Source organism: Wolbachia endosymbiont of Wiebesia pumilae, assembly GCF_017869285.1.
GTDB lineage: Bacteria > Pseudomonadota > Alphaproteobacteria > Rickettsiales > Anaplasmataceae > Wolbachia > Wolbachia pipientis.
Genome location: NZ_CP054557.1, coordinates 799,655 through 812,486, shown reverse-complemented (window position 1 = coordinate 812,486; position 12,832 = coordinate 799,655). Strand labels below are relative to the sequence as shown.

12 protein-coding genes, 1 other RNA gene and 2 pseudogenes are annotated in these 12,832 nt (G+C 32.9%); 9 read left to right on the top strand and 6 right to left on the bottom strand.

From position 1 onward, the window contains the following. Window positions 1–648, bottom strand: a pseudogene (locus HUB92_RS04225) (O-methyltransferase). A 250-nt stretch (window positions 649–898) separates the two neighbouring features. On the opposite strand from HUB92_RS04225, the gene HUB92_RS04220 reads away from it, so the two are divergent. After that, window positions 899–1,177 (top strand): DUF2671 domain-containing protein, encoded by a 279-nt coding sequence (locus HUB92_RS04220; protein WP_006279425.1) that lies wholly within the window; start codon window positions 899–901, stop codon window positions 1,175–1,177. 29 nt (window positions 1,178–1,206) lie between these two features. Here the strand turns inward: HUB92_RS04220 and HUB92_RS04215 are convergent, their stop codons facing one another. The 3 genes from HUB92_RS04215 to ssrS all read right to left on the bottom strand — a co-directional run bounded on the left by HUB92_RS04215 (window position 1,207) and on the right by ssrS (window position 2,607). Next, complete coding sequence (locus HUB92_RS04215) at window positions 1,207–1,911, bottom strand: DsbA family protein (RefSeq protein ID WP_038199341.1); 705 nt, start codon at window positions 1,909–1,911, stop codon at window positions 1,207–1,209. 54 nt (window positions 1,912–1,965) lie between these two features. Continuing rightward, the gene (locus tag HUB92_RS04210) at window positions 1,966–2,427 is read right to left on the bottom strand and encodes a type II toxin-antitoxin system RatA family toxin (RefSeq protein WP_010963012.1); all 462 of its coding nucleotides are present in this window, start codon (window positions 2,425–2,427) and stop codon (window positions 1,966–1,968) included. Between the two features lie 19 nt (window positions 2,428–2,446). Then, window positions 2,447–2,607: non-coding RNA, 6S RNA (ssrS, locus tag HUB92_RS04205), on the bottom strand. Between the two features lie 116 nt (window positions 2,608–2,723). On the opposite strand from ssrS, the gene HUB92_RS04200 reads away from it, so the two are divergent. Both HUB92_RS04200 and HUB92_RS04195 read left to right on the top strand, forming a co-directional pair. After that, window positions 2,724–3,314, top strand: coding sequence for an MlaC/ttg2D family ABC transporter substrate-binding protein (locus tag HUB92_RS04200; protein ID WP_209472488.1), 591 nt, complete (start codon window positions 2,724–2,726; stop codon window positions 3,312–3,314). Then, window positions 3,311–4,600: a bifunctional folylpolyglutamate synthase/dihydrofolate synthase gene (locus tag HUB92_RS04195; RefSeq protein WP_022626401.1), complete on the top strand. Its 1,290-nt coding sequence runs from the start codon at window positions 3,311–3,313 to the stop codon at window positions 4,598–4,600. Before HUB92_RS04200 ends, HUB92_RS04195 begins: the two co-directional genes overlap by 4 nt. Here HUB92_RS04195 and HUB92_RS04190 read toward each other — a convergent pair. Further along, window positions 4,568–5,611 (bottom strand): J domain-containing protein, encoded by a 1,044-nt coding sequence (locus HUB92_RS04190; RefSeq protein WP_209472486.1) that lies wholly within the window; start codon window positions 5,609–5,611, stop codon window positions 4,568–4,570. The genes HUB92_RS04195 and HUB92_RS04190 overlap by 33 nt on opposite strands. Window positions 5,612–6,154: 543 nt before the next feature. Here HUB92_RS04190 and recA point away from each other — a divergent pair. The 6 genes from recA (at window position 6,155) to plsY (ending at window position 12,294) form a co-directional block, all read left to right on the top strand. Continuing rightward, window positions 6,155–7,222, top strand: coding sequence for a recombinase RecA (gene recA / locus HUB92_RS04185; protein WP_010963008.1), 1,068 nt, complete (start codon window positions 6,155–6,157; stop codon window positions 7,220–7,222). Between the two features lie 187 nt (window positions 7,223–7,409). Then, entirely contained in the window at window positions 7,410–8,102 is a 693-nt protein-coding gene (locus HUB92_RS04180) for a phosphatidylserine decarboxylase (protein WP_007548750.1), read from the top strand. Continuing rightward, entirely contained in the window at window positions 8,099–8,869 is a 771-nt protein-coding gene (locus tag HUB92_RS04175) for a CDP-alcohol phosphatidyltransferase family protein (protein WP_209472484.1), read from the top strand. The genes HUB92_RS04180 and HUB92_RS04175 overlap by 4 nt, the downstream gene beginning before the upstream one ends. 22 nt (window positions 8,870–8,891) lie before the next feature. Next, window positions 8,892–10,235, top strand: coding sequence for an alanine/glycine:cation symporter family protein (locus HUB92_RS04170; protein WP_209472483.1), 1,344 nt, complete (start codon window positions 8,892–8,894; stop codon window positions 10,233–10,235). A 1-nt stretch (window position 10,236) separates the two neighbouring features. Then, window positions 10,237–11,703, top strand: a complete 1,467-nt coding sequence (locus HUB92_RS04165) for an alanine/glycine:cation symporter family protein (protein WP_155969383.1) — start codon at window positions 10,237–10,239, stop codon at window positions 11,701–11,703. A 12-nt stretch (window positions 11,704–11,715) separates the two neighbouring features. Then, the gene (gene plsY / locus HUB92_RS04160) at window positions 11,716–12,294 is read left to right on the top strand and encodes a glycerol-3-phosphate 1-O-acyltransferase PlsY (RefSeq protein ID WP_010963004.1); all 579 of its coding nucleotides are present in this window, start codon (window positions 11,716–11,718) and stop codon (window positions 12,292–12,294) included. Here the strand turns inward: plsY and HUB92_RS07270 are convergent. Continuing rightward, window positions 12,285–12,828, bottom strand: a pseudogene (locus HUB92_RS07270) (hypothetical protein); the annotation flags it as partial. The gene plsY and the pseudogene HUB92_RS07270 sit on opposite strands and share 10 nt — an antisense overlap. Between the last annotated feature and the right edge of the window lie 4 nt (window positions 12,829–12,832).

Below are 12,832 nucleotides of genomic sequence, written 5' to 3'. Positions count from 1 at the left end.
TTATGTTAGCTTTAAAGCTACAGTCATTCCTTCATCAGTTGGAATCAATATAGAGAAATATTTTTTTTCATCTGATAATCTATTATTAAACTCCCTCATGGCATGCCATGATTTTTCTGATACTTCTTTTGGAGGCGATTCTTAAAATACTGTGTTAAACAGTAGAGTGTTATCTGCAACGATTAGCCCATCTTGTTTAATGTATGACTCTGCCCAATCTAAATACTTAGGATAACTACTTTTGTCAGCATCAATAAATATCATGTCAAATGGTGCTTTTGCTGATAATTCATTAATTTTTTCCAGTGCATCGCCTTCTATTAGAGTAATTTTATCACTTAGATTAAAAGCACTAAAATTTTTTTTTGCTATTCTTGAGTGTTGAGGATTATTTTCTATTGTATATATATGACCGTCTTTTAGTAGAGCTTTTGCCATGCAAATCGACGAGTAACCGTATAACGTGCCAATCTCAACAATACTTTTGATTTTTTGGATTTTTATAAATAAACTTAATAGCTTTCCTTCTTCAGGGCCAATTTGAATATGTTGCTTTTTTTCAAGAATACAATATTCTTCTATTTTTTTATATTCTTTTGCAAATAGATTTCTTATGTATGACAATTTTATACTAAAATTATTACGCATATATTATAAATTAGGGAGACTTAATTCATACACAATTTATAAATATAATAATATAGTTTAAAATAATAAAAACATTTATTTTAAGTTATTATTTCATAGTATAAAATTTTAAGTGACAAAAATTATTATATATCGTACTATAGTTAACTAGTATAATAAACAGTCGATTATTATGCTAGAATTAAAGGGATTGTTTATGCGCATTTCTCTTTTTAAAATATAATTTTTATAATCAATTAGAGGGGGTTATATGTCTTATACTATTGCTGGTGAAGTTGAAACGTTAAACAAAAAATCTAACAAGAATGAAGGGGTTATGTTACTACATAATCCAGCTTATCGTGAAAAGTATAAAGAACGTTTTGATGAAGCTCAGAGAAAAGTTATGGATATGGTTCAGTTTTATGATGGGACAATAGTATTAATAGAGAATAAAATCGCTATGTATTACTACACTTGGCACAGTAAAAAAAGAGAGTTTGAGCGTAAAAAACAACAAACAGTAGTGAAAAACAATGACTCAGCATAGAGTCTTTTATATGGTAAGCTACAGTGGTATTACTTCACTATAGCTTTTCCATATAATTTATCTATCACATTAGTGAAATATTTCAGCTCTTTATACCCTCCATGTTTAACTTTATTATGCTCTATATATGATTTATCATCGTTAAGCTTGATGAAAAATATTGGAGTGGCTGTGATACCAAGTTTATTAATTGCCAGTGATTTATCATTTACGATTTTATCCATTATTTTCTTATCATTAATGCATTGGTTAAATGCATCTTGCTTTAAGTTGCTTAGTGCAGCAATTCTTTGTAGTAAAGTTAAATCACTTAAATTGTAGTAATTCCACGAATCTATTGAGTTAAAAACAGCTTTGTTAAAATTAAAGTAGTCTTCTTGTTTTTCGTAGCAATGACTTAGCATTGCAGCCTTTAGCCCTCTGTAATCCAAAGGAAAATGACGAAATATATATAACATCTTACCTGTGTCTATATATTTCTCTTTAATTTTAGGAAAAACATTCCTATGAAAAAGAGAGCAGTGATAACAAGTTAATGAAGCATATTCTATCATTAGAATTGGTGCTTTTGGATCTCCTAATAATTTATCATTAGGTAATGGCGATAATAGCTCATTTGATGTTATTTCATTGGGTTTTTTTTGAATGTATTGGTTATCGGATAAATCTTGCTTAACAACTGCATAAGAATTAACACTTATGAAAATTAATAAAAACAATAGTCTAAAAATCATTACAATATAAACACTTAACTTACTAAAAAAAATTATACATTTATATTAATAATGTCAAGATAACTTTTGTTTAGCAAGGCTTTCAGCCCTATCTTTAAATGCAGCAATTATTTTACTTTGTGTATACTTATATACTGAGTTTAATAAAGTGGAAAATGAGTTGGACTTAAACTTAAACTCTATATAAAACTTTACCATAGTTTTATTTTCATCTATGGGAATGAATTGCCATTCATTGTATAGATGTTTAAATATTCCATTTGATGATACAGCTTTTATCCAACCTTCATTTGTTCCACTTGGAGAAAGAGAAGTAACTTCTGATGTATATCTACCTTTAATTCCATGAAAAGCTGCGAGGAGATCCACAACCATTTGGTTGTTAATTTTTTCTTTTATATAAACGGCTTTGCACCAAGGAACAAAATCAGGATACCTTTCAACATCAATTACAATTTGGAATACTTCATTAGGCAAACATAGGAAAACACCCTGTTCTTTGTATTGATGAAGCATAAATGTTAAACCAATCAAAATAGGATCCGTATCTACCGTCAGCCTTAGTAGATTCCTGAGACTAAAGTTAAGGTGGGCATCGCGTATCAATTTCAACGAAATTAACAGAGGCAATTCCCTTGACTAGAAATTACCGCTCGGGAAATTTAACTTAACTCATAACGCATAGAACAGACCCTTAATTAATTGTAGATGATTTATACAAGGTGTGTCTATAGATATATTAAAGCTAGCGATTATTATTTAATCTTTATTAAACTTTGCATTCTAAGTATCATAGCTAATAAATATATCTTATGAACATTACTAAAGTTTTAACTATCATTGTTTTTATTGTAATTTTTTCAAGTGCTTACACTAATTGTACAGATCACAAAATTTTTGTGCATACTATGAAGCAACAAGTGGATGGTATATCTACAAAGGAGAATAAAAAAAACCGGGAATGTGTGCAAAAAAAGCTTCAGGAGGTCATTCAAAACAATGTTAACCTCAAAGGAATATCGCAATTCGTCATAGGAAAACATTGGGCTTTAGTTAAACAAAAAGAAAAAGAAGATTTTTTAAGAGAGTATGAAGTGTATCTTACGCGTTTGTGCGTTAAAATTTTATATAAATACATGCATGATAGTGAAATGATCATAATGAGTACAAAAGCAGTTGACGATGAAACTTGCTTAATTGGTACAAGATTTTCTTACGGTGATGAAGAATTTACAAATATTGATTTTAAAGTTACTAAAAATAACAGTTCTTTCTTGATAAGTGATGTTGTAATGAGTGGAATAAGTATTGCTATTAATCAACGTTATCAATTTAGTGAAAAAATCGACACGCATGGCATAGCAAGCGTTATAGCTGAATTAAAATGCAATAACAATCCATGATATATATGCCTCATTGGCCTAAGCCACTTGGTAGCAGGCCGAATGATTTTTCTCTTGATCGCATAAAAGGCTTTCTTAGCAAACTAGATAACCCCGAGAAAAAAGTGCCTCCCGTAATTCATATAGCTGGAACTAATGGGAAAGGCTCAACACTAGCATTTATAAGATATATAATGCAAGCAGCAGGGTATAAGGTACACGCATACACTTCTCCACATTTAGTGAGTTTTAATGAGAGGATAGTGATAGCCGGCAGCTATATCGACGATAATGAATTATATAGCTTATTAGAAGAATGTCGTGCAGTAATTGCAGAACAACCTATCACTCTGTTTGAAGCTGCAACTATTGCAGCTTTTTTAGCTTTTTCTCGTCATAAAGCCGATATAACTTTAGTTGAAGTGGGTATGGGTGGAAGGCTTGATGCAACAAATGTTATAGATAATCCGATTTTAACAATAATTACTTCCATTGCACTTGATCATACGGAATATCTTGGCCCTACTGTAGAAATTATAGCAGGTGAAAAGGCTGGAATAATGAAACCTAATGTTCCTTGCGTAATAGCACCGCAAGAAAAATCTATAGTGAACACGCTAGAACACCACGCAATAAATAAGAAATCTCCCTTGTATAGAGGAGGTCTTGAATGGAATTGCAAAAAAAAGAACAACAAAATGGTTTTTCAATCAGCTATTCAATCAATAGAATTTCCTTTGCCATCTTTAAAGGGTGATCATCAGGTGATTAATGCAGGCAATGCTATTGCAGCATGTAGTATTTTAAGTGGAAAGTATGAATTTGATATTGGAGAAGAGGATATCACTTCAGGTTTACAGTGCACTTATTGGCCTGCACGGCTAGAGTCTATAAAAGAAGGTAATTTAATTTTCCTACTACCGAAAGATTGGCAATTATTTTTAGATGGTGCACACAATAATGATGGTGCTAGAGTACTATCTCAGTGGGTAAAAGATAATTTTGCTGAAGGTATTTATATGGTTTTTGGTGTTACTAGTAACAGAAATGTGGAAGAGTTCTTAGAGCACTTAAAGCCATATATCAAGCTACTATGTGCGGTTTGTGTTAAGTCTGAACCTAAAGCAACAAATACAAATTTGATTAGGGAAAAAGCCAATAACATAGGAATAAAAGCAGTTGAATGTGAATCAATTGGCGATGCAATATCAAATCACATATTAAAAGCCTCTACCCAAAACGTCAAAACCATACTAATCTGTGGCTCATTGTTCCTAGCTAGAGACTTCGCTATGGAGAATAGCTAACTTTGATGATATTAACTGACCGATGGGGAAATAACTTTGATTGCTCATAGTACTGCTTGGCTTTTCGTTATCGACTTCTATAAACTGATCATCACCTTTAAATTGCTCCTCAATTGAATTTATAGCTGTCTTTTTGAGAATATAATTACTTGCAGCATTTAAAATAGGTGAAGTAACAATTAAAAGCGTGAATGGTAATGAAAGTAATAAGCCGGATAACATCATAGAGTTAGTTATACCAAAGCCGTTGGCAACTAAATCTAATCCCATACCGAAAAACATTAAAGATGTACAGATTGTGTTGCTCAAAATAACTGAATTTTTTAGCCACTTTAATTTAGTCCTATCACTCTTTGAAAAATTTTCGCATTCTTGGTCAAAGTTAAACAATAATAAAATATTAGTCTGATGATTAAACTCTTTCCCATTTCTAGTATAAATGCTCTTAACAGCTAGATTTAAAATAGATCCTGCTAACAAGGGAGCAAGAAAACCTACTGCTATTGGTACATTAGAAGAAATACCATTAATTATTAAAAATGCAATTGATGTGAAGGATACTAAAAGAACTCCTAAGAGATTTGAATAAGAAGAATATTTTACATAAGCAGTTACATTATTGTTAATTGACTGCTGCTTATTATAGAGTTTATTTCTGCACTTATCATCTAAGTATTTTTGCAATTCTTCATAACTGCGACTCCACAACTTACCGCGTAATTCTTTTATTAAATTATTTCTTTTATTGAGACCTTTCTCCAATGGCTCTATTATAAATTCTTCAAAAAATGGCTTATTTAATGCAATAACCTTAAATTTCTCCTCCACTTCTTTATTGTTTGGGTTTTTATCTGAGTGATATTTTAACGATAATTTACGGTATTGTTGACTAAGCTTTTTCTTAATATTCTTAATGTCAGAATTTACCACATCCTCCTTTTGAATATTAAATGTTAAAAACAACTGCTTTAAAGCGTGGTACTCATTTTCATTCAAAACATTTCTAGCCACATTACACCTACAAATTAACTAACTATTAATGTTCTATAATATACATATTTCCAAACTATGTCAATTATTTCATAAATATCTTTGGTAAAAATTATTTCTGTTATGACTAGCATGATAAGTGTATGAAGCGACTAAAATTGTCATTACAGCGCTTAGTGTACGACAGTGCTCCAACATTTAGGGTTGCAGTTTTCATGGCAGATCTGAGTAGCTGACCCATCTAAGAGGTGTCATTCAAGTAGCTGACACTGGAATGGCTTTGTTGCATCGCACCTTATACGGTAGTAATTTACAATAAATTCATGTAGCCATTTCGAATTTAGTCATTTCAGTGTTGGCTACTTGGATGACACCACCTGCTATGCTGCAAATTGCAACGTTCGTACACTAAAGTATAGTGTGTTACTAACGAAGGCAAACAAATATCTGCTTTATGAAAACGTTAATATTTTTCATTGAAATAATACATAAATACTAGAAAAACCTTGGCAGGTTATTCGCGTTTGATTATCATAGAGAATTATATAAATTAATAAATGATCTATGGCAAGTAACCCAGAAGAAAGAAATAGTGATAAACAAAAAGCGCTAGATAACGCAATAAGCCAGATTGAAAAAGCATTCGGTAAAGGTGCAATAATGAAGTTGAAGCAAAACCCTGTAGAAAAAATAGACACAATATCCACAGGATCAATTGCGCTTGATTCGGCTCTAGGTGTTGGAGGTCTGCCAAAAGGGCGTATAATTGAAATATTTGGCCCCGAGAGTTCTGGTAAAACCACTCTTGCCTTGCACGTGATTGCTGAAGCACAAAAAAAAGGAGGATCATGCGCATTTATCGATGCAGAACATGCATTGGATGTCTTATATGCTCGTAAACTTGGGGTAAGCACTGATGATTTAGTGATTTCACAACCAGACACTGGAGAGCAGGCGTTGCATATTGTTGAGTATTTAGTGTGTTCTGGTGCGGTTGATGTGATAGTTATTGACTCTGTCGCAGCATTAACTCCAAGAGCTGAAATTGAAGGTGATATGGGTGATCAACATATGGGGCTGCAAGCAAGGCTTCTAAGTCATGGGCTACGGAAACTAACCTCTGCCGTTTCAAAAGCGAACTGTATATTGATATTTATTAATCAAATTCGTATGAAAATAGGAGTAGTGTATGGAAATCCTGAAACTACCACGGGTGGAAATGCATTAAAATTCTATACTTCTGTAAGGCTTGATATAAGAAAAGTTGGTGTAATAAAAGACAAAGAAAATATTACAGGTAATGAAACAAGAGTTAAAGTTGTAAAAAATAAAGTTGCTCCTCCATTTAGAGAAGCGAAATTTGATATAATGTACAATGAAGGTATATCAAAACTCGGAGAAATAATAGATATGGGAGCAAAGCTTGGTGTGCTTGAAAAAGCAGGCGCTTACTATTCATATAACAACACACGTCTTGGGCAAGGAAGAGAGAATGTAAAAACTTACCTAAAAACAAACAAAGAAGTCGCAAATGAAATAGAAACGAAAATCAGAGATTTACTCAGAAATCATGATAATTCTATCATAATAGACGAGGATAGTGAGCAACTTTTAGAAGAATCAGTTTTCTGATCTAAACTTAGGCATTAGATTTTGTGTTGGACGGGTTGTTACAGTATGACGGTAATTCTATGTGCTAATATAACAATCTGTAATGTTACCTTGTATCAAAAAGACTTTGCTGAAGCAGTTAAAAAAAGCTTTTCATGAGAAATTATAAATGATAAATTGTTAACAATAGGTTATTGTTAATAAGATTATGTGTTTTGGTTTACCTAATATAAACAGGGAAGGTTATTCATTTATAGTAGTTTCCTTTATAGTAACGTGTATAGCATTCTCTATATCTTGGGGGTTTGGCGTTACGTGCTTGTTTCCGACATTATTGTGTACTTATTTCTTTCGTGATCCAGCAAGAGCTGTGCCAAACAATAAGAATCTTATATTAAGTCCTGCTGATGGTGTGATTTCAAAAATTGAAGAAGTTAATTATCCTTTATCAGCAGAAAACGGAGAGGAGAAGAAGTTTACGCTTGTTAGCATATTTTTAAGTGTTTTGAACGTCCATGTGAACCGTATACCAATATCTGGTACGATAAAGGAAATGAGTTATAAAAAAGGCAAGTTTGTATCCGCAATGAGCAATAGGTCTAGTAATGAAAATGAAAAGCAGGTTATTGTAATTGAATACGAAAAGGGGAAAGAAATTATTGTGGAGCAAATAGCTGGATTAATTGCACGTCGTATCGTTTGTAATTTAGGAATATCCCAGAACGTAAAAGCAGGTGAAAGGTTTGGAATTATAAGGTTTGGCAGTAGAGTGAATATCTATGTTCCTGCTGATACAGAAGTCAGAGTTTCAGAAGGGCAAACTGTTATTGGTGGTGAAACAATTATAGCAAACTTAAATAAGGAAAACGTTCAAGAGAAGCTTACTTTTGACGTTATATGAATAACGATGGAAGTAACAGTAGATTCTTACCTATTACTAAATTATTCCCAAACTTTATAACTTTATTGGGTTTATGTTCTGGTCTCACTTCACTTAAATTTACATTTAATGAACAATGGGAATTCTCAGTAATTTTTATCATCATTGCAGCAATAATAGATGGAATGGATGGCAGAATAGCTAGAATTCTAAAATCAACTAGCGATTTTGGAGCCCAGCTTGATTCTTTTGCAGATTTTCTAAATTTTGGTGCAGCGCCTGCATTTCTTTTGTATTTTTGGAAGCTAAACGAAATCAAAGTCATAGGTTGGATTTTAGTAATGATATACGTAATCTGCATATCAATAAGACTTGCAAGATTTAATGTTTCGCTACACTCAGAACAACCATACTGGGAAAAATTTTTCTTTTCTGGTGTTCCAGCTCCAGTGTGTGCTTTACTTTCTTTGTTACCAATAATTATTACCTTTCAATCTCATGAGAGTGAATACTTACTTCTCATAGAGCGATTTTTTAACACAAGAAACGTAGCTTATTACTTTCTGGCCATTTCATTTTTTTCGATAAGTCACATTCCAACTTTCTCTGCAAAATATATTTATATTCCCAAAAGCCTATCCTATATATTTGTGTCATTTTTTGGAGTACTTATTGTATTTTTCATCAGTAAGCCCTGGATGACTCTACCAATTTTAGGTATAGTGTATACACTTACTATTCCAATAAGCATCGGGTTTTACATATATTTTACATATAAAACTCGTTAGCTAACAAAAAATAGAAAACTGCATGATTTTGAAGATAAGTGAACTATTAAATTCATTTCTGTATATAAAGATATTCAACATTCCATTTATAATTATTTGGGTAATTGCAACTGGAATCTTTTGTACTGCCCAGTTCAAATTCATTAACTTTAGGTTACTTAAATATGGAATACAGACGCTATTCAATCTAAAGTGTAATAACAGCAACAATGGCATAATCACTCATATTCAAGCGTTTGCAACAGTAATTTCAGGAACAGTTGGTCTTGGAACAATATCAGGAGTTGCAATAGCTATCACAATAGGGGGCCCAAGTGCAGTTTTTTGGATGGTAATTACCGGAATACTTGGTATGTCGATAAAGTTTGCCGAGGTGGTGCTTGCATTTACTTATCGCTCTGAAAATACAACTGGCGGGGCTTTTTATTACATGAAGTACGGGCTTGCAAAAATTGGATTTGCAAAAACTGGTAGATTTCTTGCCTTCACTTATGCGATTATGCTACTTATTGCAATGATTTTGGGCGGTATACCATTTCAAGCAAATCAAATAGCAGCACTATCAAATAACCTCCTAGAATACAACGCATCCATTATTATATCCCTGCTTGTCTTTATTGTAATATTGGGAGGAATAAAGCGCATTGCTTTCGTTTCAACGAGCTTAGCACCAATTATGATAGTGCTATATGTGGGTATGTGTATATATTTAATTTATGTAAACGGAAGTAATTTGCTGAATGCTCTATCCATAATATTCCAAGATATCTTCAATAAATCAGCTATAGGAAGCGGAGTATTGAGCGGATTAATAGCCGGAGTGAGAAGATCAGTGTTTGCTAAAGAAGCAGGTACCGGAACAGCAGCTATAGCACATTCAGCTGTAAAAGAAGAAGATCCAATTAAAGTTGGGTGCGTTGCAATGATTGCACCACTTATAGACACAATATTAATCTCATTTTTGACTGGTATTGTGATAATTATCACTGGTATGCATAGCACTGATAACGTGGGTGATATTACACTAATTAGTTCGATATTTTCAACAGCTTTGCCCTTGTTCAGCAAGTTAGTTTTTCCGCTAATGATGTTTTCCTTTGCATTTTCCACAATAATAGCTTATTGTTACTACTGTGAAGTTGCTTTGCTGTATTTATTTGGTAGTAAAAAAATACTGATACCGTTCCAAATTCTTATAGTGGTTTCAGTGTATATCAGCTGTATGTCAAAGAATATAGAATTTATATCTTATCTAGGTGACAGTTTGTTTATATGCCTTATGATTCCAAATGCTGTTGCAATATATCTACTAAGAAGGGAAGTTTTGAATACAATAGATTCTTATTACAATTCTAAAGGGTATTAACATGATTTATAGATTGCTTTGTATGGTGTTATTTTGCCTATTGTTTAATGATGTGTACGCTGCTTCAGGTTTTTACGAAAGTTATGACGCTGTGTTGAATGGAATAAATAACTTCATGAATGAAGTACTGTTTTTCAAGATCCTTTACGTGCCATTTATAATCCTTCTACTAGTTTTTGGTTATGTGTTTCTAACATTACGTTTTGGATTTCTCAACATAAGAATGTTTAAGCATGCGTTTGCTATTTTATGTGGAAAATATGACACGAATCACCATGATGGTCATATTACGCATTTTCAGGCATTTATGACTGCACTTTCAAGCACAGTAGGCCTTGGAACTGTTGCTGGAGTCGCAATTGCAGTTTCAATGGGTGGACCAGGAGCGGTGCCTTGGATGATGATTACAGGTTTTTTTGGTATGTCAGCAAAATTTGCTGAGGTAACGTTGGCGTTTAGACATAGAACAGAAGATCAGGACCAATTGTTTAGTGGTCCCTTTCAGTATATAAGGAATGGTCTGGAGGAATTTGGATTTAAAAAACTTGGTATTGTGCTGGCTGCCATGTATGCAGTATTCTTTGTATTATCAGGTCTTGGTGGAAGTGTAGCGTTTCAAACCAACCAAATGGTTTCAATATTATCTGGCTATTCAAGTTGGGTAGATGGTCACTCTTGGTTTCTTTCTTCCATAATTTCTGCGCTGCTTGCTCTAGTGATTATTGGCGGAATTAAAAGGATAGCTAGAGTATCTTCTGCACTAGTGCCTATTATGTCACTTATATATATCTTTAGTTGTATTATTATTATTGCATTTAATATTCATAACCTTGGTTATACGTTGAAAATATTATTTTCCACTATGATAGATTTCAATGCTGTTGGCGGAGGGATGGTAGGAGCATTTGTTGCTGGAATTCAAAGGGCAATCTTTGCCAGCGAAGCAGGTGTTGGTTCTGCTTCAATTACTCATGCAACAACTAAAGATGAAGAACCAGTAAGAACTGGACTAGTCGCTATGATAGAACCATGCTTTGACACAATGTTAATTTGCTGTTTAACAGGAATAACAATAGTAATAACAGGTGCATACCAAACAGGTGTTGGTGAGGGAATATTAATTACTCACAAAGCATTTGAGACAGTTTCTCCATGGTTTCCTATCCTTCTAACAGTAGCTGCTCCTTTGTTTGCATTTTCTTCAGTAATTTCGTTTGTATATTGTTGTGAAATGGGGTGGCTATATTTATTCGGTGCAAAAAGTATAGTGATATACCGCATAGCGGTAATAATTGTGGCGTTTTTCTCTGGTCTTTCTAAAGATATAATGGCTATTGCCAATATCGGTGGAACTTTATTCTCTTGTTTAGCTCTCATCAACATGACAGCGCTTATACTGTTTAGTAATCAGATTAACGATGAAGTTCAGTGCTACCTAAAAAGGCTGAGGAATAATAAAATTAATTAGGTTCTTGGTATAATGGAAAAGTATGTAGTCCTTATACTGTCCTACATACTCGGTTCAATACCGTTTAGCTTAATCATTACAAGAATAAAAGGGATAAACTTAAGAGAAGTAGGTTCAGGAAACATTGGTGCTACAAACGTTGCAAGGACGGGAAATAAATTTCTTGCTGCTTTGGCATTATTTCTGGATTCCTTTAAGGGATTTATTGCCGTTTATATAGCACAACAATTTTGTGATAATAACGATTTTTATATATATGTATCTGCAATTTTAGCAGTTTTAGGACACATGTTTCCTATTTGGCTAAAATTCAGTGGAGGAAAGGGCGTTGCAACCACTCTAGGGATACTGATAGCATTTAACATCGATATTACTTTAGTATTCGTAATAATTTGGATAATAGTCTTTCTTGCCTTTAGATACTCTTCCCTTGCTTCACTCAGTGCTACTTCAACGGCTGTAGCATGGTCCTTTTTTTTTCAGAGGAATTTGTTCTTAACATTACTAATTATAGGAGCACTGGTCTTCCTAAAACACCACAGAAATATTGTGAATCTTCTGCAAGGTAAAGAGTATAAATTTTATAGATAATGTACTGCCAAATTATTGACACTTAAACTACGAGACAAATTGCTTGACGGTATGATTTTGTCCTCTTTGTTTAAGTCTATGATTTTTGCTTTTGTTATATTCTCTACTTCTTGAGGTGTTAAAAGACCATCTTCAATGAATTCCTTTTTTGTTTCTCTTATTTTTTCATAAAGTTGAGTAACGTGATCTTTATTTCCTTCATATACACTTTCAATTTCTAACTCTAGCTTATGTGAAGCTCCTTTTTTTAACATTTCATCCATTGCTGCTTTTGTTACTTTTAACCTTTCTTGCAAAATTTTCGTTATTTTTACTGAGTTCTACATATACCCTATAACATCTTTTTTCTCTTGGGAGCATTCTTAACCCATCTAACATGCTAATTATCTGACCTTCAATAGTCTTCTCAGCCTTTAATTTAAATTCTGCTACTTCTTCTATTATCTTATTAGCTATTCTCTTAGCTCCATCCAAAGATGAATCCTTGAGAGAAAAATCTGTCTCGAGTAGATCTCGATTTAATAGCTCTAAGAACCTG